Genomic DNA, 23,181 nt, shown 5'->3' on the forward strand with positions numbered 1-23,181 from the left:
CTATTTTATTTAAATCAGGAGAATAGGGGGCAAATAGTAAGGTGCGCGCCTCCGCGCGAGGGATTGCTCGCGCCCTTGGGTCGCACCTGAAGTTCACAACCGGCTGATTCAACTCATTATCGAATTTTTTATCCTCTCTTGGTGCGCGTTCCCTAGGCGTTCGCGGAGCGGCGACCTAGGAGTTGGAAACGTCCCGCCTTGTCGCACCGCTATGTAAACTAGCTTGTCTGGCTTATTTTTATAAATTTGTTCTAGAAACTATTGCCTTTTTTATTCATCCCTTTATCGATAACCGTAATTTTTTTTATCGGGTATAACCGATTTTTTTTAAGGCTTTACCTATAGTACTATCACTAATCTTTTATGACCATGATTCTGCCATTTGATTCTGATTTGAGCTACCATGATATTGGACAAATTACCTAAATATATCTAAATCATATATTTTCGGATTATATCCCTTTTTATGACCATATTTATGCCTATAATATCCTGTTTAATTTATCTTTTTTAACCAGATATTAATTGTAATTATGCTTTTTTCAAATAAACGAACAGCTTGAGTTTTTACCATGCCATCGTCGATAGCACTAATCACTTTTTTTCTTAAATCGTAACTGTAAGGAACTGGCATTTGATTAATTTATTAACAATACTTTACTTTATGACTAGTATGTACTAAGCTTTCCTTTGACTGCTATAACTATAGGATTAATAGACAAAGATAACAGGGAATAGTAGTCAAGATATCCGAGGATTTTTTGGTGTTATGATAAAGCGATGCAGCGCTTTTGCAATTAGGCAAAAATTCCGGATAAAATTCCCACACTTCCCGCGCCCGGGTTCCACACTTCCCACACTTCCAATCTTTTTTACAAATATTAGATGCACCTATTGCTATATAGTATAGATGCACCATTATTGTTAACCCAATTACAACAACGTAACATGGTACCTAAATCTCTGAGAAGTCTATGGGCTTTTCTGCTGAGCGCGGTTTTGATAATTCCTGCCGTGATGCTCTTCCCCGCTCCAATCCAAGCCATGGTTAACCCTGAAAGCGAGAGCATACAAAATGTAGACAAACCCCAAGTAGCACCAATCAATGCCAATGTTCAACTAATTACTACAGCAGCGGGCAATGGAGCAGACACCTTTATCCGAGGTGGTTCCTACTCTAGTAAGAACAATGGAACAAACGGTAAATTAGTCGTCAAGCTTGATAACACCGTCTCTTATATCCGCAAAACTTACCTCCGATTTGATCTCAGTGAGCTGAATGATGGTATTGATGATGTGAGCCTGAATTTGAGTACGATAAACCTTCCCAACACCAAAGGATCTATTGAGTTTTATGGCTTGAATGATGGAGTAGAGGAAAATTGGTCTGAAACCAAAACCACTTGGAATAACGCGCCGGGTAATGATACTTGCTCTACCAATTTATTTCTCTCAAACCAAACAACTTACTTAGGGAAACTCCCTGCAGCTTCTATAGCGACAGGAGATTCTTTTAGCTTTAACTCACCTGAGTTACTAGATTTCATCAAAGGTGATACTGATGACATAGTGACTATTCTGATTAATCGTGCAGAATATAAAGCCCCAGATGCCTATATCGTTTTTGCGTCTAAAGAAAGCACTGAGTATAGCCCTCCTACATTAATGGCTACTCTGAAACCTGCAGTTCAAAGCAACCCTGAAACTGATACAGCCAATCTTGTTGAGCATCCCGATTGTGTGAATTCCGATTGTAACTCCTCGGATTTTAAGACTCAGGTAATTACTACAGCAGCGGGCAATGGAGCAGACACCTTTATCCGAGGTGGTTCCTACTCTAGTCAGAACAATGGAACAAACGGTAAATTAGTCGTCAAGCTTGGTAAGACCTTCTCTTATAGCCGCAAAACTTACCTCCGATTTGATCTCAGTGAGCTGAATGATGGTATTGATGATGTGAGCCTGAATTTGAGTACGATAAACCTTCCCAACACCAAAGGATCTATTGAGTTTTATGGCTTGAATGATGGAGTAGAGGAAAATTGGTCTGAAACCAAAACCACTTGGAATAACGCGCCGGGTAATGATACTTGCTCTACCAATTTATTTCTCTCAAACCAAACAACTTACTTAGGGAAACTCCCTGCAGCTTCTATAGCGACAGGAGATTCTTTTAGCTTTAACTCACCTGAGTTACTAGATTTCATCAAAGGTGATACTGATGACATAGTGACTATTCTGATTAATCGTGCAGAATATAAAGCCCCAGATGCCTATATCGTTTTTGCGTCTAAAGAAAGCACTGAGTATAGCCCTCCTACACTAATGGCTACTCTGAAACCTGCAGTTCAAAGCAAGCCTGAAACTGATACAGCCAATCTTTTTGAGCTTCCCGATTGTGTCAATTCCGATTGTAACTGCTCGGATTTTAAGACTCAGGAAGAGGCACAGGCTGTGTTTAACTACTTTGGGGATGATCGTTTCCGTCTAGATGGGAACAAAGATGGTCTTGCTTGCACAAGTCTGCCCCATGCCAAAGCTCCATAACCTTTAGTCCTCCACGACTTACCAATGTTCTAGGTCGCTCTTATAGCACTACGCATTCAGGTGTTTGAGATTAATATAAGCAGCAAAAGCTATCGCTGTTAACTTTTGCCTGTTGCCTGTTGCCAATGCCATTGCGCGTAGCGCTTGAAACCAATCCCAATTCTCAGCAGGAGGATTGGGTTTCGTCCTACATTCGACATTTCAAAGTAAGTACCTAGGCAAAATTAATGGGCTTGCCTACTTATGCGATCGCACCCAACTGTTTCAGAGTTGCTTTCTGTGCCTCAGTTAACCCTGTAACTCCAGTGATATTCATGGCTTCGTAGAGTCTGGGAGCTCTGAGAATTTTCAGGCACTTGCCCGTCTTAGTGTCCCAAAGCCTCACCGTTTGGTCTTGAGAGCCACTAGCTATAATTTGACCATCCCCACTAAAGGCAACAGAAGAGACCAGATGGGTATGTCCGGTGCAAGTGTGGCAGCATTCCCCTGTGGAAACATCCCACACCTTGACAGTTTGGTCGTGAGAGGCGCTAGCGATAGTGTTGCCATCGGGACTGAATGCCACGGAAAAAACCCAATTGTTGTGTCCGCGTAATAGTTTAGAGCATTGACCCGTACTCAAATCCCAGAGGCGTACCGTTTCGTCTGTACTACAACTGGCCAGGATAGTATCCTTAGGACTGAAAGCGACGGATTTGACCCGCTTACCATGTCCCTGTAGAATTCTCAAGCATTCCCCTGTGCTGACATCCCACAGCCTCACCGTTTGGTCTGTATTGCTACTGGCCAAGGTTTTACCATCACTACTGAAAGCCACTGACCAGATCTGATTCGTATGTCCTTCCAAAGTCCTGACGCAGTGACCAGTAACCTGATCCCAAAGCCTCACCGTTTGGTCAGCACTGCCACTGGCTAGGGTTTTCCCATCACTACTGAAAGTGACGGAATAGATCCAATCAGTATGTCCGTGCAAAATCTTTAAGCATTTTCCCGTCTTGATATCCCACAGCCTGATAGTTTCATCTCTACTGCTACTAGCTACGGTTTTACCGTCACTACTAAAGGCCACTGAACACACGTGAGCAGTATGTCCGTGCAAAATACTGATACAGCGATCGCTATGATAATCCCATAGTCTGACTGTATTATCGTTACTGCCACTAGCCAAAGTTTTACCATCAGGACTGAAAGCCACTGGAAATACCCAATCAGTACTTCCCTGCCAAGTTTTCAAGCATTGACCAGTGCCCCAATCCCAAAGTCTGACAGTTTGATCTAAACTCACACAGACTAGGGTGTTACCTTGAGGGCTAAACGCCACAGAAAAGATCTGATTAGTATGTCCATGCAAGGTTCTCAGGCAAATACCAGTGTGGTAATCCCATAACCTGACAGTATGGTCGCCACTACCAGTAGCAAGGGTTTTGCCATCAGTGCTAAAAGCAACTGAGTAGACTCCACTACTATGTCCGGTGTGAGTACTAACACAGCTACCAGTGCTACCATCCCAGAGTCTGACGGTGTGGTCATTACTGCCACTGGCTAGGGTGTTGCCGTCAGTGCTAAACGCCACTGAGCGTACTCCACTGGTATGTCCAGTACAAGTTCTAACCCAACTACCAGTGCTAGCATCCCAGAGTCTGACAGTGTGGTCATCACTGCCACTGGCTAGGGTGTTGCCATCAGTACTAAACGCCACTGATCTCACACAACCGGTATGTCCAGTAAACGTGTTAAGGCATTGACCCGTGTCACCATCCCAGAGTTTTACGGTGTTGTCGCTACTACCACTAATCAGGGTATTACCTTGAGGATTAAAAGCAACTGAGAACACTTGATTAGTATGTCCAGTAAAAGTTTGGAAGCAGCTGCCATCACTGACTTGCCATAACTTGACGGTATGGTCAGCACTACTACTGGCTAAGGTTTTACCATCCCCACTAAACGCAACAGAGCGTACCCAATTAGTGTGACCCTCACAGATTACCAGTAGTTTACCAGTTTGCACATGCCATAGGCGAATCTCAAAATTTGTATCAGAGATTGCCAACATCCTCCCATCTGGACTAAATGCTGCCGATAACATATTCCCTAGGGTTTCAGTAAACACTGAGCCAGCCAAGTCACAGCCAGCGAAATTGACATTATGTAGTGTCAGTCCCTGTAGGTTGGCTTGCCAAACTGTCAGACCAGAAAAGTCATAGCCGTTTAAATCAATCTGTAATTGACTAAGTAAATTAATAGTATTACCACTGACATATCCCATCTGGAGAGTAGATTTTTTAACCCCAGGAGTCGGGGCGCGCAGCATTGAGAGGATTTCCAGGAGATGATTTTCCAGCTGTTTTGTAGAACCAAAACTAGAGAGTAACTTCTCAATAATCGGTTCTAGAATCAGACAGACTTGAGCATCCCGAACATAGTCAGGGGCGCTGGCTTTGACTAGGCAGTGAGTGCGGAAGATAGCGATATTTTGACTAATAATCTCTTCAGGAATCTGCTCGATGAGTCGATTAATCATGTATTCCATGACTACAGGTTGTTGGGTAAACCCAGTTGAGGTTTTCTCAATCAATGACCGCCGTTGTAGAGACCCTACAGCTTCTAAAATATCCGTAGCGCATAGGTAGCATACAAAGTCTTCTTGCAGTTCTTCAAGAGAAATGGGTTCCCGATTGATAGCTAGCCAGTACATCAGTTCCTTTTCTGTAGGGGTGAGGCGCTGAAAGTGCCGATCTAGTAAATCCCGAATATCATCAAAAATGAATGAGCCTTCCTTTAAAAAATCCAGAAACTGAGCAATATTGCTATCAAAAAAGTCTCTGACTGCACAGGCTACCATCTTTAAGGCTAAAGGATTTCCCGCATAACGCTCAATTAGGGTCATCCATTCGGTGTCATCGCCAATAAAATTTCCCTTTTCCTTAAAGATTTCCTGTCCGTGGGTTTCTGGTAAACCTTTGAGTGGGAAGCAGCGAACGGGTAAGGCTTCCCCCTCCAGAAGGGTCAAGTCTTGAGGTGCCTCCCGGGAGGTCATCACTAGGCAGCTGTTGTGGGAAGTTTCCCCAATAGTTCTGAGTAGCTCACCGTATCCAGCGTATCCCTCTCGATAGCCACCGGTGCGAGAACCACTTTCGAGGATCGATTCGGTATTATCAAGAACCAGCAGGCAACGCGCCGTCTGTAAATACTGAATCAATCGCAAAATTTTGCCATCCACAGAGGAAGGTAAATTCGTTTCCTGCTGCACAGACAGAAATTGAATCATGTCTGCCAGGACTTCCTCTAGGGGCGGAGCATTGCGTAGACTGCGCCAAATCACAAACTCAAATTTATCCTGTAGCAGATGGGCTAACTTCACAGCCAAGGTGGTTTTGCCAATTCCCCCCATACCTAGAAGTGCCACCAGGCAGCAGTTGTCCTGTAGAATCCATTCCTCTAGGGTGTTCAGTTCCTGCATCCGACCGTAGAAACTCCTCGGTTCTGGAGCTCCACCCCAATCAAGATGTCCAATTCCAGCCAGAGCAGTTGTCGATAGCGCTGTTAGCTCCATCTGATCTATCTCAATCTCATCCGGCTCAACTACCTTTTCCCAATCAAGACCTACAGCACTACAAATGGCCATGAAGGTGTCAGTACGAATTGACTGTCTCCCCCAAAATCGGTTTAAGGTTGCCCTAGAGGTAAATGCACTGGTACACCAAGCTACCGCTGTTTTGTTCCATCTTTTCTGACGTCTAGCTTGGTCTACTAATTTAAGTCCTGATTCAGATGCTCGCACGGAATTCATCATAAGTCCACTCTCTTGCTTTGCTTAACCCCCAATCCATGGGGTCGATCGCTATGGCACCATCCCTAATCCAGCCATCAATATACCTAACTCTTTAATCTATGGGTGACCAAAAAGCCGCGCAATATGGAAATGTTATGGAAAGTTATGGAATTAGTTAGGCCAGGTTAACGCAGATGGAGTCTTAGGAAAACATGAGAAAAATCTCAGAAACACAGCATAACTGAAACCACTGAGACAAAAACTGAGACAAACCTGTTTAACTTCTAGGCTAGCAGAACTGGTTGTAAAGCTACAGTTCCCTACTTCCGACTCCCGACTCCCGACTCCCGACTCCCGACTCCCGACTCCCAACTCCCGACTCCCGACTCCCTGATCCGAAGTGCCCTTTGCTACATGAGTTATCCTGTTGAGTTCAACCTGAGGGAAATCTAAGAAATTCCTGAGATTACTCTAAAAAAAACCAGATAACTCACTTTAGTTCCAGTTACTAAGACAAAAACTGAGGCAAAAACTGAGACTTTCTGTTTGTGAGTGTCAGGCACGATAGAAATATCGAGATTGAGCTAAGTGCCATGAAACACTAAAAGTTAGTTTTCCAACACTTAGTTCGATAGGAATCTAAGATTTTGGAAAACACCACATCATGTAATCGAGTCAAAAGGAGTCTGTTATGTCTCTTGGTAAAAATTATCGTTTGGCAAGAATTCTCAAAGGATTAGACAACTATTTTATAGTCCCAATTGACCATGGGTTTACACTGGGTCCGGTTAGTGGTCTGGCAAAAGTTCATCAATTCATCAGATCGTTACCGGAGAAAACCATTAGTGCAATTGTTGCTCATCAAGGGATAGCTCGGGCAATCCATCCAGGTTTAATTCAGAAAGATATATCGTTAATTTTGCATCTTTCTGGGTCAACTAACCTATCTCCCGATCCATCTTCCAAACATCTAGTCAGTACTGTTGAACAAGCCATTAAGCTTGGTGCAGATGGAGTTTCAATTCACGTTAATCTTGGGGCAAACGATGAATACCGTATGCTCAAAGATTTCAGCCAAATATCAGCAGCCTGTCATCAATGGGGTATGCCATTGCTAGCAATGGTTTATGCACGAGGAGAGAAGATTAAAAATGAGTACGATGCAGATGCGATCGCTCACTCAACCAGATTGGCCTGGGAGCTAGGAGCAGATATTGTCAAGGTCAACTACACTGGCGATGTTCAATCCTTCAGACAAGTTGTTAATTCCGTTGACATCCCTGTGATCGTTGCTGGAGGAGCAAAGAGCAATGCAGATAGCTCGATCTTATCGATGATCAAAGATGCCATCAGGGCTGGCGGTAAAGGCGTTGCTGTTGGTAGAAATATATTTCAACACAGTAATCCCTCATTCATTTCTCAAGAAATTGCCAAAGTTATCAGTAATCCCTATCAGTTTACCATCAAGGAGGTAGCGTAATGAAATTATCTTGGTTAGACCTCAGAAGCTTTAATGATGTTGACTATAAAGCGCTGTGTGAATCTCTAAACTCTGATATCAATGGAGTGGTAGTTGATTCATCAAGTCCAGTCATGGATTGTCATGACTCTGTCTCTCGCATTGCTTTTGTAGACAGCCCAGAAGAAGCGGACGGATGTATCGACAAAGCCGATATAGTACTGTTTGATCATTCCTGGTATTCTGAAATAACTACTCAACCAGAAACCTACAAATCTAAAGCAGAAATTGGATTTTTTATTCATGTTATCGACGACGAAACCTTACAAACTGCTTGTAAGATAGCTAGACAAGAAAAATGGGCTGTCATCTATTTTAAAGACCCCACAAAAATTCCTCTGGAGATCGTTTTAGCATCAGCAGACAACACGGATGGGCAAATAATTACCGTTGTCAAAGATATTCAGGAAGCAGAAATTGTCCTGGGGGTCTTAGAAAAAGGGTCACATGGGGTCATGCTAACCCCTAACGGGATTATCGATGCCAGGGAGCTTGGCCAACTGTGTCGTAAGGCCAACAATTTGGAAGTTTCACTGGAAGAACTTGAAGTAACCAAAATTTCCCATATTGGAATGGGAGAGCGGGCTTGTGTAGATACTTGTTCTAACTTTGCCAAAGATGAAGGTATACTCATTGGTTCTTATTCCCAAGGAATGATTTTAGTTAGCAGCGAGACCCATCCACTGCCCTACATGCCAACTCGTCCTTTCCGAGTCAATGCTGGTGCTATACATTCTTATTTAGTGTCTAGTGTTAGTCAAACTAATTATCTTAGTGAGCTGAGTTCAGGACACAAAGTATTAGGGGTAAATTGTGATGGCAAGGCACGAGAAATAGTTGTAGGCAGGATGAAGATAGAAGTTCGTCCCCTACTCAGTATCGATGCAGTGTCTCAATCGGGAATCCCAGTAAATGTGATTGTCCAAGACGATTGGCATGTAAGAGTTCTTGGACCTGGTGGTAAAGTCCTGAATGTCACAGAATTAAAGCCTGGCGATAAGCTGCTTGGTCATACTGCGCCCAGTGGACGCCATGTTGGGCTTCCAGTTAAAGAGTCTTGTCTAGAAAAGTAAATAATATCATGTCCGGGAGTATCGATTACCAAAGAAACAACGACAAATAACACTATCGCCCACAACCGGACACGATATAACTTCCTTGGAAACAATCAACATGTATTAGCAAGTAAGAGGGGATTTAATAATGAGTAAATTACTTAGCTTAAATGACTATCAGCAAAAACCAAATAGGCAGACTGAATCGACCTTAGGTTTTAAAGACAAATCCCTTGAGACTAACTCAACTAACCTTGAGGCAGAATCCGACTCTCAAATTTGGGTTAAAGCCCCTGATATCCCTAATTCGATTCATTGTGAAGAAGCTCTTATTTTAGGTCGGGAATCTGAAAATACCTGGCTAGCTTGGATTCCCGATTATGGTCAGATTATTTTGTCTGATAGTGAACTTGCAAATTTGATTTAAATTGTGAATAAATTGCGGCATTGTCGGCATGACATTATCTGTTAGGTAGTATCAATTATATTTCGAAACGACTTTGGATTTAACCTCATGAACATTAACCCAACTATTTTGCCATTGTACCAAAGACTTAAGTTATTCCTTGCCAAACCATTAGGATGTGGTAACTTTCTCCAGTACTCTGTTACTAATAACCCTTATCGAAACAATGATTTTTTGTTTTTGGAAAAACCTTTTAAAACATTCACAGGGGATACCATCAACAGTTTTAGTTTATCTTCCTTAAAAGAGGTTGTTGATAACTATGCCTCTTGGTACAGGAAATCTGGTGTTCGTGAGAATGATCCTGTTGCTATCTATTTAGACGATGGAATCGGTTACTTTATCCATTACTTAGCACTAAACAACCTCGGTGCTATTCCAGTTTTGGTAAACGGTCGTATGGATCCTGATATTGCTGCTGACTTTATCAGGCGTGTTGGTGCCATTGGTTTATATTCTGATCAGAAGCACCTCGATAGTATTAGTAGCTACGTCAAAACTAATGACTCATTAAAGTTTATTGCCACAGATGTCAACCATACATCTGTTCAGAGCTCAGAGATACAGCTTCCCCAGTGGTATCCATATTCTCCTACAGATTCTCATCCAATTATGATCTGTCATTCCTCTGGTACTACTGGAAAGCCTAAGCCAGTGATATTTGGGCATCAACAGTTTTTCTTTGGCAAACGCATTCGGCTGCTAAATTTTCCAGCTAGTCAAACCGATAAGTTTTTGTTTGCCTTACCTAGTTCACATTCGGCGGGAATTAGCTACTTTATGACAGTCACCTTACTGGGGTTACCCACTATGGTTTTGTCGGATTTATCTGGAAATAATGCTATTACTCAAGCTAAAAAACTTAAACCGACTATAGTAGCAGCTTTTCCACAAACCTATGCTGATATGGCTTCCCAGGCTTTAGAAAAAGACCAATTGAGTTCTGTAAAAATGTGGATTAATACGGGAGATGCTGCCCATGAAGCTCATATCAGGACTCTGGTAAATGCGGGGAATTCTAAATCAGTCTTTGTTGATGGTCTCGGTGCTTCAGAACTTGGCATGGCTTTGTTTAATAAAGTTTCTAGTCGCCAGACAAGCTTGTATAATCGATATATGGGTAAGCCACGCAGTTTTGTCAAAGCTGTAGTCTTAGATGAAGAGGGAAATCTACTGCCACCCTATCAGGTAGGTTTCCTAGGTATTAAATCTCCAACTATTACACCAGGCTATTGGAATGATTCTAACCGCACTCTTAAAAGTTATAAACAAGGGTACTGGATTAGTGGGGATTTGGCTTATTATGATCAGGAAAATAAATTTTTTCACGTGGATCGTGCGGTTGATGCGATTCAGTGCGCTAGGGGCTTAGTCAATACCTTACCCATCGAGGAATTAATTTTGAAGAACAACTCAGCTGTTGCTGATTGTACAATAATTGGGGTTCCTAAGGAAAAAGGCTTGGATGGTTTGGTGGCTTTTATCAAGCTGAAAGCACAAGAAAGTCTTAAAGCATCAGCTCTGATTACTGCTATCAATCATCAGCTATTGTATAACAATTTGGAACCATTGTCTTTCTTAGAAATTGTCAGTAATCTTCCTGTCGGTTCAACAGGAAAAGTCTTGAAAAGGAAGCTTCGCGATCAATATCAGGATATCCTAATTTGTGCTGAGCATAACTTAGATGGTAAAGGGCTTCATGATTTTGCTTATGCAGAGCTAACCAAAGTTCCAGTTAGGTCTTAGCTTGTTTATAAATCAATCAACATTTTTTACTAAAATAAACTAGAAGGAGACTAGTCAATGGAAGCGGTTACTAAACAGCTGGTACCGGACAAACTACTGGAATTGGGGTTTGCTTTCTCGGCATCTAAGACATTTTTAAGTGCAGTGGAAATGGGAGTATTTACTGAACTAGCTCAGAGTTCTATGACTGCTGCTGAATTGACTGAAAAATTAGGACTTCATCCCCGTAGTGCGCGAGATTTTTTGGATGCACTAGTTGCATTAAAAGTGTTAGATTATTCTGATAACGCTTACAGTAACACTCCTGAAAGTGATTTGTTTCTTGACCGCTCCAAGCCTTCCTATATCGGTGGTTATCTAGAGATGTACAACACCCGTCTCTATCGATTTTGGGGTTCATTAACAGAAGGGTTACGGAGCGGTAAACCCCAGAATGAAGCCAAAAATGGAGAAGACTTCTTCGGCACCCTTTACCAGGACCCTGCCCGCCTAAAACTCTTTCTGGAAGCGATGTCTGGGGTCAGTATGGGAGTAGCTCAAGCGATCGCTGAAAAATTTCCCTGGGAGAAGTTTCAGACTTTTATCGATATCGGTACCGCTCAAGGGCAGTTACCAGTAACCGTTGCCCTAAGTCATGACCATTTACACGGAGGTGGGTTCGACTTGCCAGTGGTTCGCCCAATTTACGAGGAATATGTTGCTTCGAGAGGACTTAGCCAGCGATTACACTTCCATGGTGGTGACTTTTTCCAGGATATGCTGCCTAGTGCTGATGTTTTGGTTATGGGACAAATCCTGCATGACTGGAATCTAGAACAAAAGCACCTGTTAATTGCCAAAGCCTACGAAGTACTCCCGACCGGTGGTGCATTGATTGTCTACGACGCACTAATCGACGATCAGCGCTGCCAGAACACCTTTGGGTTACTCATGAGCCTAAATATGCTGATCGAGACCTTTGGGGGTTTCGACTACACAGGAGCAGACTGCTGTGCTTGGATGGACAAAGTAGGATTCAAAGATACTTACACTAAACCTCTTGTAGGAGCTTACTCAATGGCAGTAGGCATCAAATAATCCCAATTACAGGTTAGGAGGTTAGCAGGTTGAAGGTTAGCAGGTTAGCAGGTTAGCAGGTTAGCAGGTTAGCAGGTTAGCAGGTTAGCAGGTTAGCAGGTTAAAGGTTAGCAGGTTATCTGGTTACAGGTTACAGGTTATATTCTAAACCTTGGCCTATTCGCCATGCTACGCGAACAACCAAACCACCTTCACCCTTCACCCTTCAACCTCCAACCTCCAACCTTCAATCTTCAACCTTCAACCTTCAACCAAACAACCAAACCACCAAACCACCAAACAGGCAAACAACTTTCAACTGAATTATGACCCATATTCTTCACATTGATGCTAGTCCCCGTGGCGATCGCTCTATTTCTCGGCAATTGTCTAATCGGTTTATTCAAACTTGGAAGTCTTTCTATCCAGATGACACTATCAGCTATCGAGATTTAGGTCATAATCCTGTCCCCCATGTCGATGAAAAGTGGATTGCTGGAGCATTTTGTCCTCCCGAAAAACGCACTCCTGAATTGGTAGAGGCAATTAAAGTATCAGATACTTTGGTGGATGAATTTTTAGCAGCCGATCGCTATGTTTTCGGCATTCCCATGTACAACTTCAATGTTCCATCTACCTTCAAAGCTTATATCGATCAAATTGTCCGATTTAATCGCACCTTTACCTTTGACGAACCTGGTCAATATCGGGGCTTAGTTCCTAAGGGAAAGAAAATGCTAATTTTTACAGCTCGTGGTGGTAGTTTCTCTCCAGGAACACCTAGTGCTGATTACGATTATCAGGAACCTTTTTTACGGGCTATTTTTGGAGTGATTGGCATTACAGATATCACCTTTATTCATGCCGAAAAACTAGATTTAGGGGAAGAAGCCCGTCAGCAATCTTTGGAAAATGCCCGTGCTGAGCTTGAGAAAGCAGTAGGAACGTGGTAAGCTCTCACCCATTTAAATTGTGAAGGTCGGCTGATGGGGAGATGGGGAGATGGGGAGAGGGTAGACCGGCTTTTTCACAACTGGATCGGACTGAAATTTAAATGCATATTAGCTTAATCAAGTCAAACGTAAATTTTTGTAATTGTAACAATTGAGGTATTTAAATGGAAACAAGATTGGAACTAAAAAAAGTTGAACCAGCAGCTTATCTAGCCATGAATTCCTTGGAAAACTATGTGAATAAAAGTGGGTTAGGTAAAACACTGATCAAGTTAATAAAAATCCGTGCTTCTCAACTTAATAAATGTGCGTTTTGTATCGATATGCATACAAAAGAAGCTAGAAGTAATGGAGAAACAGAACAACGGATATATGCCCTAAATGCTTGGCAAGAAACGCCGTTTTTCAGTCCGGAAGAGCGGGCTGTATTAGAGCTAACTGAAGCAGTGACGCTGATTTCAGATAATCAGGTACCGAATTCAGTTTATGAAGAGGTAAGTCGCTATTTTTCGGAAACTGAAATCGCTAAACTTTTGATGGCTATTGTCACGATCAATGGTTGGAATCGTATTGCTATTACTACAAAAATGATTCCAGGTACTTATTAGAGGGTGTTTGTCAATAAAATGTGCTTTCTTTTTATTCAACTATAACGAGGTAGATTAAACCATGACTAATAGTACAGCATTGAAAACATCAGTTTGTATTTTAGGTTCCGGTCCAGCTGGGATTGTAGTTGGTAATATCCTTCTACAAAATGGGATTGATTGTATCATTGCGGATAGATACAACCGCGAAGAAATATATACGAGGGCGCGGGCAGGTGTGCTGGAAAGTACGACTGTTGACCTACTCAAAAAACATGGTCTAGCGGATACAATTTTCCAAAATGGCTATACCCATGATACCTGTGAATTTCGTTACCCTGATTACAGCGTTGTCTTTGATTACGGAAAGTTAGCTGATGGGGATGTCCATTACATTTATCCCCAAAGCGATCTCAATGACGATCTGATTCAAAGATATCTGGATGCAGGTGGTAAGTTATTGTTACGCCATGAAGGGAAAAAAATTACTCAAACCGATGACGGCGTCATTGTTGAGTGTTATGATAAAGATAGTGACACCACAATCACGATTCATGCTGATTTTGTAGCAGGGTGTGATGGCTATCATGGACTCTCGCGCCAATCAATTCCAGACGGAGCGGTAGACATCTACACAAAACAGCATCCCTACGGCTGGCTGGCAGTTTTAGCTTACGCACCACCTTCTGCAAAACATGTCATCTATGGCTTGCATCATGATGGCTTTGGAGCTCACATGCCGCGCAATACCAAGATTTCTCGTTATTACTTACAAGTTTCACTTGATGATGAGCTTAAAAATTGGCCTGATCAACGCATTTGGACGACTTTGGCAAAGCGTCTGGCGAAAAAGGGATGGACGTTGAAAGAAGGGGAAATCTTTGACAAGCGGATTTTATCCATGCGCAGTTATGTTATGGAACCGTTACAGTACCAACGCTTATTGATAGCTGGTGATGCGGGTCACATTATTACACCTTGCGGTGGGAAAGGTTTAAATCTGGCGGTACAGGATGCGGGTGTTCTCGGAGAAGTATTGGTAAGTTACTACCAGGAAAAACGGGATATTTCTTACCTAAAACGCTACTCGGAAATTCGTTTGCCCTATATTTGGCGTGCTCAAGAATTCTCTTGTTCGATGTTGCATATGCTGCATAAGTCTGAAGAGAAGGATGTAGACAATGTCCGTTTCTTCAATAAGTTGAGTGAATCGAAATTGAAGCAATTGTCTACATCGGTTACATTCGCTAGGGATTTTGCCAGAAACTATGTCGGTATTATCTAGCAAAGGGAATAGGGAGTAGGGAGTAGGGAGTAGGGAGTAGGGAGTAGGGAGTAGGGAGTAGGGAGGGGTGCATGTCAGTTTTGTTAATCCCTGATTCAGATCCCCCTAAATCCCCCTTAATAAGGGGGACTTTTCAATCTAATTCCCCCCTTTTTTAAGGGGGGTTAGGGGGGATCTATGTACCTAATTACAAATTTGACATGCTCCCGCCCTATCTGAGAGGTATACATAATTTTTTTCCTGTCTTGATGAATTGCCTCACTATTATCTCTTCTCTCTTCCCTGTTCCCTGATCCGAAGTTCCCTGATCCGAAGTTCCCTACTCCCTGTTCCCTACTCCCTAAAAACATGTGCCTCACCCAATTAAAAAACTCTATAGGTTATTAAGGAGACCAATCATGAAGATTATCGAAATGCAAAATTATAAGAGTTTCGACTATTACGCTCAGCTGGAAGAACAACTTAAACCAAGCCGTATGGCTCTGATCAATCACCCGCTTTACCAACAGTTAAATGACTTGGTATCTCTACAGATATTTATGGAGTCTCACGTGTTTGCTGTTTGGGATTTTATGTCTCTGATTAAGACTCTTCAACACCGAGTCACTTGCTTGGATGTACCTTGGGTGCCACCGACAGATATTAATTCTGCCAGGATGGTCAATGAGATTGTTTTAGCTGAAGAGACTGATGAAGTTTCACCAGGAAATTACATCAGTCACTATGATCTCTATATGGTGGCGATGGGAGAAATTGGAGCTGATACTAATCCAATTAAAACGTTTATCTATTCTCTTAGAAAAGGTATTCCATCTGAGCAAAGTCTAGCCTCTCTTTCGATACCTGAATTAACCAAAACATTTGTGAAATTCACCTTGGAAACTACTACTAAGTCAACCCATGAAGTAGCTGCCGCTTTTCTACTAGGTCGAGAAGATATCATTCCTGCTATGTTCAGACAGGTTATTGCTACTTTAGATAGTCTTTATGGATTTACTTGGGATTCTTTGCGTCTCTATCTAGACAGGCATAATTTTCTGGATGAGGATCAACATGTTCCGATGGGGAAAAAACTCTTAAAAAATCTTTGTGGTGATGATCCTGTGAAGTGGGAGCAAGCTTTCAACTCTGCTGAGAATGCTCTCAAAGCACGCTATGCTCTATGGGATGGTGTAGCTGAGTTGATTCAGGTCAACAAAGAGAATGATATAGCCCTGCTTGAGATGTAATAGTTATAGCGCTACGCGCAAGGGCAAGAGGCAAGAGGCAAGAGGCAAAAGGCAAAAGGCAAAAGGCAAAAGGCAAAAGGCAAAAGGCAAAAGGCAAAAGGCAAAAGTTTTTCAGCTTGTATCAATGTCCTAACTTTAATGCGTAGTGCTATAACAGGGAACTTCGGAACAGGGAAGGGTCATCTAACTCAGGTTATTATAGGGCTCAATCGCTCTTTCATACTGTTCCCTTGTCCGAAGTTTACTGTTACTTGTTTATAGTAATTATATTTTCATATTAAAATCTTCGATTATTCATTATAAAAGCAATAAAAATATCACAACCTAATTGTAAATTTAAATAAATTTAAAAGTAATACTTTATTTGAGGCTAGATCATGCTAATTATTCAAAAGTATGGTGGTACGTCTGTTGGATCAGTTGAAAGAATTAAAGCAGTTGCCCGGCGGGTGAAGCAAACAGTCCAAAATAATCATACTGTGGTGGTAGTGGTTTCGGCTATGGGTAAAACCACTGATGATTTGCTGAGTTTATCGAAGGCAGTCTCGACTAATCCCAGTGCTAGGGAGATGGATATGCTTCTGTCTACTGGAGAACAAGTATCAATTGCTTTGCTGAGTATGGCATTGCAGGAATTGGGACAACCGGCTATTTCTTTAACTGGGGCACAAGTAGGAATTATCACTGATGCTGAACACGGTCGTGCCAGAATTTGGGAAATTCAGCCAAAGCGAATTCAGCACTATCTTAATCAAGGAACTGTGGTAGTTGTAGCTGGATTTCAGGGTATGAGCAGTGGTGAGAACTTTGAAATTACTACTCTAGGACGTGGCGGTTCAGATATATCAGCTGTGGCGTTAGGGGCTGCCTTAAAAGCAAATTTGTGCGAAATTTATACTGATGTTCCAGGCATTTTTACAACTGATCCTCGGATTGTACCAGAGGCACAATTAATCCCAGAAATTACTTGTGATGAAATGCTAGAGTTAGCGAGTTTAGGGGCAAAGGTGCTACATCCTAGGGCGGTAGAGATTGCTCGTAATTATGGGGTACCTTTGGTTGTACGTTCAAGCTGGAACAATGCACCAGGAACTAGGATAATTTCTCCGATACCTAAACCTCGTTCTCTGAAAGGGTTGGAGATTAACAAGGCAGTATATGGGGTAGAATTAGAGACAAATCAAGTAAAAGTAGTCCGATGGCAAGGGCGGGATCGTTTAGGGGTAGCGGCAGGGTTATTTGGTGAAATTGCTCGTGACAATCTGGATGTTAATCTGATTATTCAGTCAATTCAGGAGGACAATGGTAAGGATATTGCTTTGACGGTAGTGAACAGAGGTTTTGAACAAGGTGAGACTTTAGGAGCTCCAGGGAGTGAAACTAAACTCAAAGAGTTGATTACTTCTGCTTTATACAGGGATCCTTGGCAAGGGTCACAAGAGGTAGAAATGATGGTAGAGCAGAACATGGCAACAGTAGCAATTACTGGGACTGGTATGATTGGACGTCCTGGGGTTGCAGCTAAAATGTTTTCTACTCTAGCAGAGGCAGGAGTTAATATTGAAATGATTTCTACCTCTGAGTTGAAGATCACCTGTGTGATTAATGCTGAGGTATGCGATCGCGCTGTTGCTGCTTTGTGTCAGGCTTTTGAGATTGATCGTTCTGTAGTGCTCGGACCTGATTCAATTCAGGAGTTTGCTACCAGTTCAACCCCATCCCCAGTATCCGGTGCTGTGGTTGATCTCAACCAAGCTTGTATCACAATTCGCCATGTCCGAGATCAACCGGGAATGGCAGCAAAAGTCTTTGGACGACTGGCACAAGAAAATATTAGTGTTGATATGATTATTCAGTCTCAACGCTGTCATAGGCTTAATGGTATCCCCACCTGTGATATTGCGTTTACGGTGGCTCAAGCTGATGCTGAAGCAGCATCCATGGCTTTAAACGCTTTAGCTCTAAGTATTGGTTGTGGGGAGATTCTAGTGGATACAGAAATCGCTAAAGTTAGTCTAGTTGGGGGTGGTATGGTGGCACAACCCCTGGTTGTGGCTCAGTTTTTTGAGGCATTAGCACAACAGCAAATAACTATTCAGATGATTACAAGTTCGGACACTAAAATTAGTTGTGTGGTTGCTCAAGAAGAAGGAGTTAAGGCTTTAAACGCGGTGCATAAGGGGAGCATCCCGTTGGTTAAAAACTATCCCCAAACCCCCAAGGGTTTGGCTACACCAGCAAAGCCGAGCTACGCAGGGTAATAAGTAGCCTAATGAGTCGGAAACAATTAAAGTTGACGGCTGAATATAGCGCTACGCGCAATGGCATTGGCAAGAGGCAAGAGGCAAAAGTTGACGTGCATTAGCTTTTCAGCTTGTATCAATGTCCTAACCTTAATGGGTAGTGCTATACTTCCAAAAATTAGGCAAAAATTAGGCAAAAATTAGGCAAAAATCAGGAGAATACAATTATGATAAAGCTTTATGATTACCAGCTATCTGGCAATTGCTACAAAGTGCGGCTAATGCTGTCACTACTTGGGTTAGAACACGAGACTGTCTGGGTTGACCTGGACAATGGTCAACACAAATCTCCAGAGTTTCTGGAATTGAATTCCTTCGGACAAGTGCCAGTTCTCACCGATGGAGATTTAATCTTCCAGGATGCCCAAGCTATTTTAGTATATCTAGCACGGCGCTATGGTGACGAAGACTGGCTGCCTTTGGAGCCTGAAGCCATGAGTCGAGTGATGCGCTGGCTATCTACAACTGCAGGAGAGATTCGCCAGGGTCCAGAGTTTGCTAGACTTTATTACAAGTTTAATGTACAAACCGTTAACATCGAGGTCGCAACACAAAAGTCGGAAACTATCCTGACACTGCTCGACAACCACCTCAGTGATCGGGAATGGCTGGAACTAGGTCACCCCACAATTGCCGATATTGCTTGCTTTCCCTATGTTAGTCTCTCACCAGATGCCAAGATTTCTCTAGATGCTTACCCCAATGTGCTGTCTTGGATGGAGCGGATTAAGCAATTACCAGGCTACATTGCGATCGCGTAGCGTGACCGTAGGTCAATCGCATAATTTCCTCTCCACCATCAGTTCGTAAATGAATCACGTCCATGGCGCTAGGGGTATCCTTTTCAGGTAGTATGCTTAGTTTAGCGCCATTAATAGTATTTTCAATTACAATTGAGAACAATCGTGCAATACAATACAGTATCGACGAGGACGACTGATTATCCCTTCTTCCTCAAACTGCTTGATCAGCCTGGTGATGGTTACTCGTGTGGTACCAATCATCTCAGCTAGTTCTTGATGGGTGACTGGTATGTCAATAAGTTGCCCACTACAGACGGGACGACCAAACTTCCGGGCTAACCAACTCAAAAACTGTTGCAAACGCTGAGAGACTCTTGGTGTTCTAATGATACACAGCAACTCTTCTGTCTGTCGCAGATGGCAAACAATAGCCTCGGATAAGCGGTAAGACTGAGACAAAGACAGACATTGCGCTTTAACCCTAGTCAAACACTCGATCTCGTAAGTTTGCAAGTTAGACAAAGATTTCCCCACTACATCCCCAGCTCCCCAATATCCTAATGTAATTACTGTTCCTTCGTCATTCCAGGTCAAGGTTTTCACCACACCCTGTTGAACTACCCATAGTTGATCGGGTTCTAGAGCAATCAAGTCATGGCGCTTAAAGAGATGAACAGATGGCTTCAACCTAGTGATGACAGGGTTCTGAGTCACTAACGACTGCTCTGATACCTTACCAAATCTGCGAATTGTCATGATTCTTAATAAAAATAGGTTTCATTTTCCTTAACCAGTAGTGTAAGCTATTCCAAGTAGCTATTGAATATATTTTTCAATAAAAGCCTAGGAGGTGTAGATAGTGGCAAACACTGCTGAGAGTTCCCGATTAGTAGAGGGAGAGTATGGTTGGTGGGCAGGTAACGCTCGCCTGACGGAGTTATCCGGGAAATTATTGGGGGCTCATGTTGCCCATGCTGGTCTAATCGTCTTCTGGGCCGGAGCAATAACCCTGTTTGAACTATCCTGCTTCAATCCTGCCAAACCCATGTACGAACAAGGGTTAATCCTGCTGCCCCACTTAGCAGCTCAAGGCTGGGGCGTTGGTGCTGGGGGAGCTATAGTCGATACTTACCCCTACTTTGTGATTGGTGTTTTGCACCTGATCTCTTCAGCATTTCTCGGCTTTGGTGGTATCTTCCACGCCCTCCGTGGTCCGGAAACTTTAGAAGCCAGGTCTGGCTTCTTTGGGTATAGCTGGGCAGATGGGGACAAAATGACCACTATCATTGGCATTCACCTGATTCTACTGGGATTTGGAGCTTTCCTACTGGTGGCTAAAGCGATCGCGTTTGGGGGGTTGTACGATCCAGCAGTGGAGAATGTGCGAGTCATTAACAACCCTACCCTCAATCCAGCAGTGATTTTCGGTTATCTGTTTGGTACTGTGGGCAAGAACTGGATTGCTGGAGTCAGTAACCTAGAGGATGTAGTTGGTGGTCATATTTGGGTTGGTCTACTGTGTATTGGCGGTGGCTTTTGGCACATCAAGACTCAGCCATCTGAGTGGACGCGGGGTCTTTTTATTTGGTCTGGAGAAGCCTATCTTTCCTACAGCTTGGGCGCTTTGGCGCTGATGGGCTTTATTGCCGCGTACTTCTGCGCTGTTAACACCGTAGTCTACCCAGAAGTCTTCTATGGTCCTGCTTTATCGGTTAAACTGGGTGTTTTCCCCTACTTTGCCGATCCTAACTCTAGCTCCCTTTCTTGCCGGAGTTGGTTAGCTAATGCTCACTTCTTCCTTGGGTTTTTCTTCCTCCAAGGTCATATTTGGCATGCTTTGCGAGCAGCTGGGTTTGATTTTCGCCGGGGTCAGGTAGTTGAGAATGCGATCGCATCTGAAGCTACTACTTAAACAGGACTTACGTGGTTAAGTTTATTTCGCCCCCCTAGCCCCCAATTCTGGGGGGTAATGATGTCAAAGTCCCCCAGAATTGGGGGACCCACGGGGGCAAATGCGTAAGTCCTGTTAAATTCAGCTTAATGCAATTAATTCTAATAAAGTGTGTATATAATAGCACTTTATTGACCAAATCAAAATGCAAATAATTCTCAAAGAGGTACATCAATGACAGCAGTAATTGCTGATAGTCCCAACCAAGGCCAAATCTCAAAAGTCGGCTGGTGGGCAGGTAATGCTCGTTTTATTGAATTATCCGGTAAGTTGCTAGGCGCTCATATTGCCCATGCTGGTTTGATAGTCCTGTGGGCAGGAGCAATGACCCTGTTTGAACTATCTCGCTACAACCCTGACGTGCCGATGTATGACCAGGGATTAATCTTGTTGCCCCACCTTGCTTCCTTAGGCTTGGGTGTTGGGTCTGGTGGTCAAATTATCGACACTTATCCCTATTTTGTGGTTGGGGTGTTGCATTTGATTTCCTCAGCAGTGCTCGGAGCTGGAGGACTTTACCATTCCCTGCTTACCCCAGATAAATTAACCAATGATGGCACTTTTGCTGGTTTCTTTGGCTATGACTGGGAAGACTCCGACAAGATGACCACCATTATCGGCATTCACCTCATCCTTTTGGGGGTTGGTGCTTGGCTGTTGGTAGCTAAAGCCATGTTTTGGGGTGGACTATTTGACCCCTGGGCGAGTGGCGGTGGCAATGTACGAGTGATTACCGATCCCACCCTTAGCCCTGTCAAAATTTTTGGCTACTTAGTTGGTGCATCGGGTTCAGAAGGCATGGCAGCCGTGAAGAATTTAGAAGATGTGGTTGGCGGTCACATCTGGATTGGTTCGATCTGCATTGCTGGTGGTTTCTGGCACATTTTGACCAAGCCATTTAACTGGGCACGTGAGGTTTTGGTTTATTCCGGAGAAGCTTATCTCTCCTATAGCTTAGGGGCCCTGGCCTACATGGGAATTTTTGCCGCCTACTTTGTCATGGTCAATGACACCGTTTATCCGGAAGTGTTCTATGGTCCAGTAGGCACTTTAGAATCCAGTGATGGCATCGTATCTGCTCGCGGTTGGTTGGCAGCATTCCACTTTGTCTTTGCCGTGTTGTTTCTGTTCGGTCATATCTGGCATGCTATCCGAGCGCGAGGAGCAGAAGCTGGTTTTGACTTCAAAAAAGGTGAGCTGATTATCCCTCGGAGTAATCCCCAAGTTGGTGACTTGGCAACCCCAATTAACTCCTCAGATATTAGCCTTAACTTCCTCAAAAACCTACCTATTTACCGTCCCGGTCTTTCTCCCCTGTCCAGGGGTCTAGAAATTGGCATGGCTCATGGGTATTTTATCTTTGGTCCGTTTGCCAAATTAGGACCGTTGCGGGATTCACAGATGGCAAACTTAGCTGGTGTAACAGCAGCTATTGCTCTGATTGTAATCGCGACCATCGGCCTATCAATCTACGGTACAGTCACCTTTAAGAAAGAGCTGCAAACTGTACCTCGACCCACATTCGTTACCAAGGTACCCGAGGTACCAGAAACTATCCAAACTGCTGACGGATGGAGTCAGTTTGCTGGAGCTTTTCTAGTTGGTGGCGCAGGAGGAGCGATTTTTGCCTATCTGCTGGTCAATAACCTCAGTATGATTCAGGGCATGATGGGTTAAAATAGTTGCTAAGAAGTCTCAACAAATGCTAGAGTAATTAATGGAGCATTCTATACGCTTCTTAAAACAGGAGCTGTCTGGGGCTAGGAAGCCATGTGAACCCTAACCCCATTATCTCTTTTCCCTAGCTTACATATAACTAACGGTTCATCCGTCCGATAGTGACAGCCAGGTTAAGTGCAACCTTGACCTAAACTATGGCAACAGACAATAATCCCTCCTTTTGGTCTCCATTTATTGATAAAAATTATTGATAAATTTTAAACGACCTAGAAGGCGTTAATAAAGACGG

General features: G+C 43.2%; 19 protein-coding genes. 14 read left to right on the forward strand and 5 right to left on the reverse strand.

Going from position 1 to position 23,181, the window contains the following annotated elements; all coding sequences use genetic code 11:
• Positions 1-496 precede the first annotated feature (496 nt).
• Positions 497-634 (reverse strand): IS630 transposase-related protein, encoded by a 138-nt coding sequence (locus BJP34_RS50395; RefSeq protein ID WP_149030926.1) that lies wholly within the window; start codon positions 632-634, stop codon positions 497-499.
• A 314-nt stretch (positions 635-948) separates the two neighbouring features.
• Between BJP34_RS50395 and BJP34_RS39415 the strand changes: the two genes are divergently transcribed.
• The gene (locus BJP34_RS39415) at positions 949-2,547 is read left to right on the forward strand and encodes a DUF7594 domain-containing protein (RefSeq protein ID WP_158517143.1); all 1,599 of its coding nucleotides are present in this window, start codon (positions 949-951) and stop codon (positions 2,545-2,547) included.
• A gap of 241 nt (positions 2,548-2,788) precedes the next feature.
• Here BJP34_RS39415 and BJP34_RS11725 read toward each other — a convergent pair whose 3' ends face one another.
• Positions 2,789-6,340, reverse strand: a complete 3,552-nt coding sequence (locus BJP34_RS11725; protein ID WP_070392507.1) for an NB-ARC domain-containing protein — start codon at positions 6,338-6,340, stop codon at positions 2,789-2,791.
• A gap of 670 nt (positions 6,341-7,010) precedes the next feature.
• On the opposite strand from BJP34_RS11725, the gene BJP34_RS11730 reads away from it, so the two are divergent.
• The 9 genes from BJP34_RS11730 to BJP34_RS11775 all read left to right on the forward strand — a co-directional run bounded on the left by BJP34_RS11730 (position 7,011) and on the right by BJP34_RS11775 (position 16,215).
• Positions 7,011-7,799, forward strand: a complete 789-nt coding sequence (locus BJP34_RS11730) for a 2-amino-3,7-dideoxy-D-threo-hept-6-ulosonate synthase (protein WP_070392508.1) — start codon at positions 7,011-7,013, stop codon at positions 7,797-7,799.
• Entirely contained in the window at positions 7,799-8,911 is a 1,113-nt protein-coding gene (locus BJP34_RS11735) for a 3-dehydroquinate synthase II family protein (protein ID WP_070392509.1), read from the forward strand. The genes BJP34_RS11730 and BJP34_RS11735 overlap by 1 nt, the downstream gene beginning before the upstream one ends.
• A gap of 130 nt (positions 8,912-9,041) precedes the next feature.
• The gene (locus BJP34_RS11740) at positions 9,042-9,320 is read left to right on the forward strand and encodes a hypothetical protein (RefSeq protein WP_070392510.1); all 279 of its coding nucleotides are present in this window, start codon (positions 9,042-9,044) and stop codon (positions 9,318-9,320) included.
• Between the two features lie 87 nt (positions 9,321-9,407).
• Positions 9,408-11,105 carry a class I adenylate-forming enzyme family protein gene (locus tag BJP34_RS11745; protein ID WP_070392511.1) on the forward strand — a complete coding sequence of 566 codons (1,698 nt, stop codon included), beginning with the start codon at positions 9,408-9,410 and terminating at the stop codon, positions 11,103-11,105.
• 57 nt (positions 11,106-11,162) lie between these two features.
• On the forward strand, positions 11,163-12,182 hold the full coding sequence (locus BJP34_RS11750) for a methyltransferase (RefSeq protein ID WP_070392512.1): 1,020 nt from the start codon (positions 11,163-11,165) through the stop codon (positions 12,180-12,182).
• A 305-nt stretch (positions 12,183-12,487) separates the two neighbouring features.
• Entirely contained in the window at positions 12,488-13,114 is a 627-nt protein-coding gene (locus tag BJP34_RS11755; RefSeq protein WP_070392513.1) for an FMN-dependent NADH-azoreductase, read from the forward strand.
• 164 nt (positions 13,115-13,278) lie between these two features.
• Complete coding sequence (locus tag BJP34_RS11760) at positions 13,279-13,722, forward strand: carboxymuconolactone decarboxylase family protein (RefSeq protein ID WP_070392514.1); 444 nt, start codon at positions 13,279-13,281, stop codon at positions 13,720-13,722.
• A gap of 61 nt (positions 13,723-13,783) precedes the next feature.
• Entirely contained in the window at positions 13,784-14,986 is a 1,203-nt protein-coding gene (locus BJP34_RS11765; RefSeq protein ID WP_070392515.1) for a 4-hydroxybenzoate 3-monooxygenase, read from the forward strand.
• A gap of 398 nt (positions 14,987-15,384) precedes the next feature.
• Entirely contained in the window at positions 15,385-16,215 is an 831-nt protein-coding gene (locus BJP34_RS11775; RefSeq protein ID WP_083305107.1) for a DUF3050 domain-containing protein, read from the forward strand.
• Positions 16,216-16,226: 11 nt separating this feature from the next.
• Here the strand turns inward: BJP34_RS11775 and BJP34_RS47305 are convergent, their stop codons facing one another.
• Complete coding sequence (locus tag BJP34_RS47305; protein ID WP_229424324.1) at positions 16,227-16,340, reverse strand: LETM1 domain-containing protein; 114 nt, start codon at positions 16,338-16,340, stop codon at positions 16,227-16,229.
• A gap of 252 nt (positions 16,341-16,592) precedes the next feature.
• Between BJP34_RS47305 and BJP34_RS11780 the strand changes: the two genes are divergently transcribed.
• On the forward strand, positions 16,593-18,476 hold the full coding sequence (locus BJP34_RS11780) for an aspartate kinase (RefSeq protein WP_070392517.1): 1,884 nt from the start codon (positions 16,593-16,595) through the stop codon (positions 18,474-18,476).
• 209 nt (positions 18,477-18,685) lie between these two features.
• Positions 18,686-19,279, forward strand: coding sequence for a glutathione S-transferase family protein (locus tag BJP34_RS11785; protein WP_070392518.1), 594 nt, complete (start codon positions 18,686-18,688; stop codon positions 19,277-19,279).
• On the opposite strand, the gene BJP34_RS42990 is transcribed toward BJP34_RS11785, so the two are convergent.
• Positions 19,245-19,421, reverse strand: coding sequence for a hypothetical protein (locus tag BJP34_RS42990; protein WP_158517144.1), 177 nt, complete (start codon positions 19,419-19,421; stop codon positions 19,245-19,247). The genes BJP34_RS11785 and BJP34_RS42990 overlap by 35 nt on opposite strands.
• Complete coding sequence (locus BJP34_RS11790; RefSeq protein ID WP_083305108.1) at positions 19,406-20,017, reverse strand: Crp/Fnr family transcriptional regulator; 612 nt, start codon at positions 20,015-20,017, stop codon at positions 19,406-19,408. Before BJP34_RS11790 ends, BJP34_RS42990 begins: the two co-directional genes overlap by 16 nt.
• A 103-nt stretch (positions 20,018-20,120) precedes the next feature.
• Between BJP34_RS11790 and BJP34_RS11795 the strand changes: the two genes are divergently transcribed.
• On the forward strand, positions 20,121-21,173 hold the full coding sequence (locus BJP34_RS11795) for a chlorophyll a/b binding light-harvesting protein (RefSeq protein WP_070392519.1): 1,053 nt from the start codon (positions 20,121-20,123) through the stop codon (positions 21,171-21,173).
• A gap of 213 nt (positions 21,174-21,386) precedes the next feature.
• Positions 21,387-22,889, forward strand: a complete 1,503-nt coding sequence (locus tag BJP34_RS11800) for a chlorophyll a/b binding light-harvesting protein (RefSeq protein WP_070392520.1) — start codon at positions 21,387-21,389, stop codon at positions 22,887-22,889.
• Positions 22,890-23,181: the final 292 nt, after the last annotated feature.

It is taken from the genome of Moorena producens PAL-8-15-08-1 (genome assembly GCF_001767235.1).
Classification (GTDB): Bacteria; Cyanobacteriota; Cyanobacteriia; order Cyanobacteriales; family Coleofasciculaceae; genus Moorena; species Moorena producens_A.

Excerpts from the sequence above, each read along its gene's own strand:
- BJP34_RS50395 (WP_149030926.1), bottom strand. The coding sequence starts at position 634 with ATGCCAGTTCCTTACAGTTACGATTTAAGAAAAAAAGTGATTAGTGCT.
- BJP34_RS39415 (WP_158517143.1), top strand. The coding sequence starts at position 949 with ATGGTACCTAAATCTCTGAGAAGTCTATGGGCTTTTCTGCTGAGCGCG.
- BJP34_RS11725 (WP_070392507.1), bottom strand. The coding sequence starts at position 6,340 with ATGATGAATTCCGTGCGAGCATCTGAATCAGGACTTAAATTAGTAGAC.
- BJP34_RS11730 (WP_070392508.1), top strand. The coding sequence starts at position 7,011 with ATGTCTCTTGGTAAAAATTATCGTTTGGCAAGAATTCTCAAAGGATTA.
- BJP34_RS11735 (WP_070392509.1), top strand. The coding sequence starts at position 7,799 with ATGAAATTATCTTGGTTAGACCTCAGAAGCTTTAATGATGTTGACTAT.
- BJP34_RS11740 (WP_070392510.1), top strand. The coding sequence starts at position 9,042 with ATGAGTAAATTACTTAGCTTAAATGACTATCAGCAAAAACCAAATAGG.
- BJP34_RS11745 (WP_070392511.1), top strand. The coding sequence starts at position 9,408 with ATGAACATTAACCCAACTATTTTGCCATTGTACCAAAGACTTAAGTTA.
- BJP34_RS11750 (WP_070392512.1), top strand. The coding sequence starts at position 11,163 with ATGGAAGCGGTTACTAAACAGCTGGTACCGGACAAACTACTGGAATTG.
- BJP34_RS11755 (WP_070392513.1), top strand. The coding sequence starts at position 12,488 with ATGACCCATATTCTTCACATTGATGCTAGTCCCCGTGGCGATCGCTCT.
- BJP34_RS11760 (WP_070392514.1), top strand. The coding sequence starts at position 13,279 with ATGGAAACAAGATTGGAACTAAAAAAAGTTGAACCAGCAGCTTATCTA.
- BJP34_RS11765 (WP_070392515.1), top strand. The coding sequence starts at position 13,784 with ATGACTAATAGTACAGCATTGAAAACATCAGTTTGTATTTTAGGTTCC.
- BJP34_RS11775 (WP_083305107.1), top strand. The coding sequence starts at position 15,385 with ATGAAGATTATCGAAATGCAAAATTATAAGAGTTTCGACTATTACGCT.
- BJP34_RS11780 (WP_070392517.1), top strand. The coding sequence starts at position 16,593 with ATGCTAATTATTCAAAAGTATGGTGGTACGTCTGTTGGATCAGTTGAA.
- BJP34_RS11785 (WP_070392518.1), top strand. The coding sequence starts at position 18,686 with ATGATAAAGCTTTATGATTACCAGCTATCTGGCAATTGCTACAAAGTG.
- BJP34_RS11790 (WP_083305108.1), bottom strand. The coding sequence starts at position 20,017 with ATGACAATTCGCAGATTTGGTAAGGTATCAGAGCAGTCGTTAGTGACT.
- BJP34_RS11800 (WP_070392520.1), top strand. The coding sequence starts at position 21,387 with ATGACAGCAGTAATTGCTGATAGTCCCAACCAAGGCCAAATCTCAAAA.